7 protein-coding genes are annotated in these 6118 nt (G+C 49.1%); 6 read left to right on the top strand and 1 reads right to left on the bottom strand.

What is annotated here, in order from left to right; translation table 11 throughout:
* On the bottom strand, positions 1-182 hold a 182-nt coding region (locus Q7V48_11130; protein ID MDO9211278.1), incomplete at its 3' end, for a hypothetical protein.
* A gap of 960 nt (positions 183-1142) precedes the next feature.
* Here Q7V48_11130 and Q7V48_11125 point away from each other — a divergent pair.
* The 6 genes from Q7V48_11125 to Q7V48_11100 all read left to right on the top strand — a co-directional run bounded on the left by Q7V48_11125 (position 1143) and on the right by Q7V48_11100 (position 5946).
* Positions 1143-1430 carry a DUF4258 domain-containing protein gene (locus Q7V48_11125; protein ID MDO9211277.1) on the top strand — a complete coding sequence of 96 codons (288 nt, stop codon included), beginning with the start codon at positions 1143-1145 and terminating at the stop codon, positions 1428-1430.
* Positions 1427-1624: a hypothetical protein gene (locus Q7V48_11120; protein ID MDO9211276.1), complete on the top strand. Its 198-nt coding sequence runs from the start codon at positions 1427-1429 to the stop codon at positions 1622-1624. Before Q7V48_11125 ends, Q7V48_11120 begins: the two co-directional genes overlap by 4 nt.
* Positions 1625-1734: 110 nt before the next feature.
* Entirely contained in the window at positions 1735-2646 is a 912-nt protein-coding gene (locus Q7V48_11115) for a DUF4145 domain-containing protein (protein ID MDO9211275.1), read from the top strand.
* Between the two features lie 594 nt (positions 2647-3240).
* Entirely contained in the window at positions 3241-4263 is a 1023-nt protein-coding gene (locus Q7V48_11110) for an alcohol dehydrogenase catalytic domain-containing protein (GenBank protein ID MDO9211274.1), read from the top strand.
* Between the two features lie 236 nt (positions 4264-4499).
* Positions 4500-4997, top strand: a complete 498-nt coding sequence (locus Q7V48_11105) for a DNA-binding protein (protein ID MDO9211273.1) — start codon at positions 4500-4502, stop codon at positions 4995-4997.
* Positions 4998-5004: 7 nt separating this feature from the next.
* A complete protein-coding gene (locus Q7V48_11100) occupies positions 5005-5946 on the top strand; it encodes an HD domain-containing protein (protein MDO9211272.1) in 942 nt (313 codons plus the stop codon).
* Positions 5947-6118: the final 172 nt, after the last annotated feature.

Genomic DNA, 6118 nt, shown 5'->3' with positions numbered 1-6118 from the left:
AAAGAAGAATCTTCCTCTGCATAAACCGTATCGAGGCGGGCTGTCACCTGGCGACCTTGATTCTTTGACAGCAACTCAGTAACTGCGGTGGTATAGAGTTCACTCCGAGAAATACCAAGACGCTTCGCCAGAGCATCGGCTGAGCGAAAAACTTTATCGGGGATAGATATAGCTGTTTTCATAATACGAGTATGACTTCAGTTATACCAGGCGTCAAGAATTTTTAATTCGGGGGGCATATCACTTATTTTTGTTTGACGCCTCTTAAGGTGTGGCGAAGTGAAAAGGGGGGACTGAAAGGGGGGACGTTCGTGTAGAAATTGCTTAGCGGTCCCCATACAATTCACCGGAACTTCTTGCCCCCTGAGGAAAGCGCGCGGGTAATACAGGAATTCGCAACCACCAAGTATAGCTCCACCTTCGCCCTATCACATGGTGAAAAACCCCGGGCGCATCTAATCTGGCTGATCCCAGCATAATCACAATATGAAATATCCTTTATCATCCGTCCAGCACTTTCTGCACGAACGTCCCCCTTTTTACATGCCACTAATCCACTGGCTACAAAGACTTGGTGGATGTGGTAGATGAAAGGGGATAACAGGCCGCTCCAGGCCACGCGCTGATCGCGCGGGCCTGAGCATTGACGTGTGTGCCGGGCATGGCACAGAACTTATGGGGTGGAAGTCCCCATACCAGGTTTTCGCGGAGCCGAAGGATAGGAGAAGGACAAGGGCGTCATCGTGAGGTGGGGTCTGAAGGAAGCCCAATCCAAAAGCGCGGGGCGACGAATCCCGCTATAAGCGGGACTTTATAAATCCGGCGCTTACGCGTGGAACGTTCTGTGTCTTACCCCGGGAGATCTCCTCGGTGCCCTGGGAAGTCGCGTGCGATCCCGCCGTCGGCGGGACTGAACGTTGAGAAATTGACGTTGACCGCAGAGGAGAAGTCAGGAGAGGGTATAGTATCCTGAGTTTGTCGAAGGGGAAGGCCCAAACGGTTCCCCGGTTGACTTACTCTGCCGAACCGCCGTATACGTGATCCGTATGTACGGTGGTGTGGGAGGGGAGGAGCCGCGAGGTTCCCCCCTATCCCGATTCTGCCTAAGATTGGACATGGAATTGGTTTTTAGAGTATAATAAATGAAAATTCGTTTTTACATTGATTCAGAGACTGGTCTTCCTCATATTTACAACCATAAGGTGCGGGAAGATGAGGTCGAAGATGTACTCCAAAAGCCCGGAGAGGACCGTCCGGGCAAGGAAAACTCTCGAATTGCTATCGGACAAACACGGAACGGTCGATATCTTCGAGTTATCTATGTCCCCAATCCTGAGCCTGACAGTGTATTCGTAATCACTGCATATGAATTGGTAGGGAAACCCCTCAAAGCATATCGGCGTCGAGGCCGAAGGAGACAAAGACGATGAAACAAAATAAATTCCCAAAAGGATGGGATGAAGAGCGCGTCAAGCGCGTTCTTAATCATTATGAAAACCAGACTGAGGATGAAGCGGTTGCCGAAGACGAAGCTGCTTGGGAAGATGCATCGCAGACTTTCGTCGAAGTCCCGAATGAACTAGTTCCTGCTGTGCGGGAGTTGCTTGCAAAGAATGTAGCCTGATCCTTATTGATACAGGAAAATATGTAACTTCAGGCAGAACCTGTCAGTTCACCGGACATGAGTTCTGCTGCGCTTCACACCTGCCGGTGACTTCTGCGTTAAGCAAAAAAATGAATGACATGAAACACATTCCGATTGCTAACTACTTTTCAGACAACCCACAAAAGGAAGTGTATCTCATTAACGGAGTTCCAGACTTCTCCCCTCTGGATATCAATCTGGAATTTCTTCATTCCAAGGGTTGGTCGATAAACACTGACAGGGTGCGCTTCCATACGGAGATGAAAATGGAAGTACCTCAAGAGCATCCAATGGCTCAGATTTTGGGGAATCTGAAGCCACACCTATTGCTCAGGAAAATTGATAAAGAAGAGGATTATTTCATCTCAATCCAAGTCATGATTGATGGAAGCATTCAAATCCTGAGCAATGACAGCGATAAAGCGTCAGAGTACCTTCGGGGTGTTTTCCTTGGGTTTCCACCTTCATTTAAGGAACCTGAAGATATCTCACAAGAATCACAGTGGAGCGATGACGAGACAACCTTCGCCATGTTTTGCGGCATGCTTCATGGGGCATATGGCTGGGACCCATCTCACGACCTACCTCCGTTCCTCGAAGAATCTATTCAGGAAGCCCAGAAGTCGTTGGAGATTGGCAACTACAAGTCCTGCGTTGTCATGTGCCGAAGAGGGATAGAAGCTTTGCTGAAGTTTGCTTACAAACGTCTCCTTGGGCAAGAACCTCTTGGCAAAAACAACAGACCACTTATGTTAAACGATTTAATTAAAGGTTTCAAAGGAAAGGGCAATATCCCAGACCATTTACTGCATGTGGCTGATTCACTGCGGTTGCTTGGCAATGTCCCAGGCGCTCACGCTGCGGAAATAAAGGATTACCAGTTCACAAGATATGATGCTGAGTTCGCAATTGCATCAATACTGTATTTCGTTGAACAGTATTTTACCAAGATTGATACCGAGGTTACAAGTTACTACACGGTATCAATAGACCTTAGCTGACAACGTTCAGGACATCGTTTACTCAAAAAATGGTCACCACATCGTTAACTCAAAGTTTTAAGGCTATGTATCTCGCGATGCCGTGACCTGCATCAATAGTCGCGCAGTTGATACTCGTATTGTTCGACCTGGATCCTATCCAGAAAGAGCTTTAGCATTCATGAACACCACCTGGAAAAATTAGGTTTCCATGATAAAACGGACTGTGGCTGCTCGATTGTCAAAGACCAATAGTAAACGATGTCCTGAACATAAAATCAGTAAACGATGTCCTGAACGTTGTCACCAAGGGGTTAGAAAATTTACGGTTAGCGCCCTTAGGCTTGCGTGGGGCATTCCTTAGGGGTTCAAATCCCCCCTCTCTCCTTTAAAAAACATGGACCCTAATAACCTTAATAACCTACCAGCGTCTCCCCCATCATATATACGGCAATTCGTCGGTAAAAAAAGTCTTGTATCGATGGAGCAAGGTCTTTATAATCTTTGTAATCTTCTGGGTGCTCCAATTTCGCCCCTATTGTACTTTATTAGGAATTTCTTCAATAAGAGGGGGATTTGTTCTTCTAAACTATCTGGGATAAATGGAGAAGATCTATGAAAGCTGCCTACTATCAAGGGAACAGAACCATCAAGATTGGTGAATCGATCCAGCGCCCGCCCGGACCGAATGAAGTCCGTCTCAAGGTAGCTTATTGTGGCGTGTGCGGAACGGACCTGCATATTTTCAAGGGCGATATGGATAAACGGATTACCATGCCGCAAGTCGTCGGCCATGAAATGGCCGGCGAGATTGCCGAGGTCGGCACGAACGTCAAGAGCTGGTCGGTAGGAGAACGGGTGGTGGTGCGCCCCTTGGATCCCTGTGGAAACTGCCCGGCCTGTCGCGCCGGACTTGCCCATATCTGCTACAATCTCAAATTCCTGGGAATTGACACCCCCGGCGCTTTTCAAGGTTCCTGGACAGTGCCTGCCCACACCCTTCACCGGCTGCCCCCGGCCCTTCCTCTGGACCAGGCAGCCTTAATTGAGCCCCTGGCGGTGGCCTGTCACGATGTGCGGCGGGGGGAGGTGCAATCCGGAGAAGAAGTTGTGGTTATTGGCGGCGGCCCCATTGGCTTATTGATCGCTATGGTGGCTGCGCACATCGGGGCGCGGGTGTTAATCTCGGAGTTGAATCCGTTTCGGTTAAACCTAGCTCGCGAAATCGGGCTGGAGGCCATCAACCCCCAAGAGGCCGATCTGGCCGCTTGGGTGGGGAAGCGGAGCGACGGGGCAGGGGCCGATGTAGTTTTTGAGGTGTCCGGGTCTGCGGCCGGAGCTGCTACCATGACCCAACTGGCCCGGACCCGGGGCCGGATCGTTATTGTGGCGATTTTCGCGGAATTGCCCAAGGTGGACCTTTTCCGTTTTTTCTGGCGCGAATTGCACCTCTGCGGCGCGCGGGTATATGAGCCGGAAGACTTTGAAAAAGCCATTGCTTTGGCGGCCATGGGAGTCCTGCCGCTGGGCCGGTTGATCAGCGACCGGCGGCCTTTGGCGGATTTGCAGAGGGTATTTGAGCAGATCGAAGGCAGTACAGACCTGATGAAGGTCCTGATTGATACTCGGGGAGAATAAATAGATATTCTCAGCCAATTCAGGTTAAATGGCAAGGTTGCTCTGGTGCCGGGTTACCGCCACGGCTAATTATGTGCACGGTGCCATTCTCACGGTTGATGGTGGTTGGAGGGGACGATAATGCAGGATTTTGACAACCGGCAACCGGAAGGGTTTCAAGGCGAAAGATTCAAGGTCCGGTAAGAGGCCGAGTTTTTATAAAGGAAAAAATATAGCCGCTTAAAAAGGAGTAGAGAATGGAAGGTAGGCCACTTTTAGAAGGGATCGATAGTGGAAGGTTGGAACGGATTGTCTTGGCCCGTATACCCATTGGCGTGGATTTGTTGGAAGCGATCTACGAGGTGGTGAAGAGGGAAAAAATTCAGAAAGGCCTAATCCTTATGGGAATCGGTGCTCTGAAAAAGGCCGTCTTCAGGAACTTGAAAATTTTTCCCCAAGAATACCCGGTAATGCCCAAAGACCGAATTTATTTTGAGGTACAAAAGCCTTTGGAACTATTGTCTTTATCAGGCTATATCGTTCCCCGGGTGAACGGAGAGCCCCACGTACATGCTCATTTTTCAGCTTCCACCGTCATGGGGGATAGCATTGCTACTTACGGCGGGCACCTGGATCAAGGAACGATAACCTTTGTTAAAGCAGGCGTAGCCATCGGGGTTCTGGAAGGAATTGCGATGGGAAAAAAATGGGTGGAGGAACGGAAGACCGAGGATCTATGGGTCGGGAGGGAATAAGGCAAGAATGACTATGGAAGGGTTCAAACAATTGGTCATCAGGTATTTTGAGAGGATTCTGGTTGGCCTCATTCTCCTGGTGGCTTTCATTGGTATGTACTTTATCGAGGAAAAGTCGATCATCCTCAATTTTTATTATCTCCCTGTCCTGGTGGCGAGCTATTTATTGGGACAACGCATGGGTCTATTGACTGCCATCCTTTCGGTCCTGGCCGTGCTGCTCTTTGTCTTAATTTTTCCCGAGCGCTTTTTCGGAAGCAAGCAAATTTTGCCTAACTTTGCCTTGCTTTCCTCCTGGGCCGGATTTCTCATCCTGGCGAGCATCGTGGTGGGGACCCTGTACGAACTGAGTGAGCGGGGAATGTTAGAGCTGAGAAAAGCCTACATCGGCATCCTGGAGATCTTATCCAAATACCTGGAATCGACGGATCAATACACCAAAGGCCATTCTCTCCGGGTCTCCGAATTTTCTCAGGAAATAGCCATAGCCCTGGGATTATCCAAGATAGAAGTTGAAAACATTCGAGCAGCCGGATTGCTCCATGACATCGGGAAGATAGAAATAAGTGGTGAGGTTCTCCGCAAAGCCGCTGATTTAAGTATGAAAGAGCGGGCGTTGATCGATACCCATGCCGCCAAAGGGGCGAACATCCTTTCCTCAGTAGGAGCCGTACTCAAGGAGGTTGTACCCATTGTCCTCGCCCACCACAAGTATTTTTTGAGTGAATTGGAGGGCGGTGCCAAGGAGCAAACCCAGATTCCCTTGGGTGCTCGGATCGTGGCGGTTGCAGATTCCTTTGATGCCATGGTGACCGATCGCCCCTACCGCAAAGATATGCCTCCCTGGAAGGCATTAGAGGAACTTACGGCCAAAGCGGGGACCCAGTTTGATCCCCAAGTTGTGGAAGCGTTTAAAAGGGTTATCGCTGGAAAAATGGAAAAAGTCTAAAACAATGGAGGTTTGGCATTTTTCCCCGACGGTCCGCTCATAAAACATACCCTTTAATTTCTTTTAACCACTGTTTGAAGGAACATGATATATTTAAACTCACGGGTCCTTTTATAAGGAGACGAATAGTTTCCATTTTGTAGGGAGATTGCCAATGGCGGTGAAAAAAATA

It is taken from the genome of Deltaproteobacteria bacterium, assembly GCA_030654105.1.
Lineage (GTDB): Bacteria > Desulfobacterota > SM23-61 > SM23-61 > SM23-61 > JAHJQK01.
This window is presented reverse-complemented; position numbering and strand designations above follow the sequence as displayed.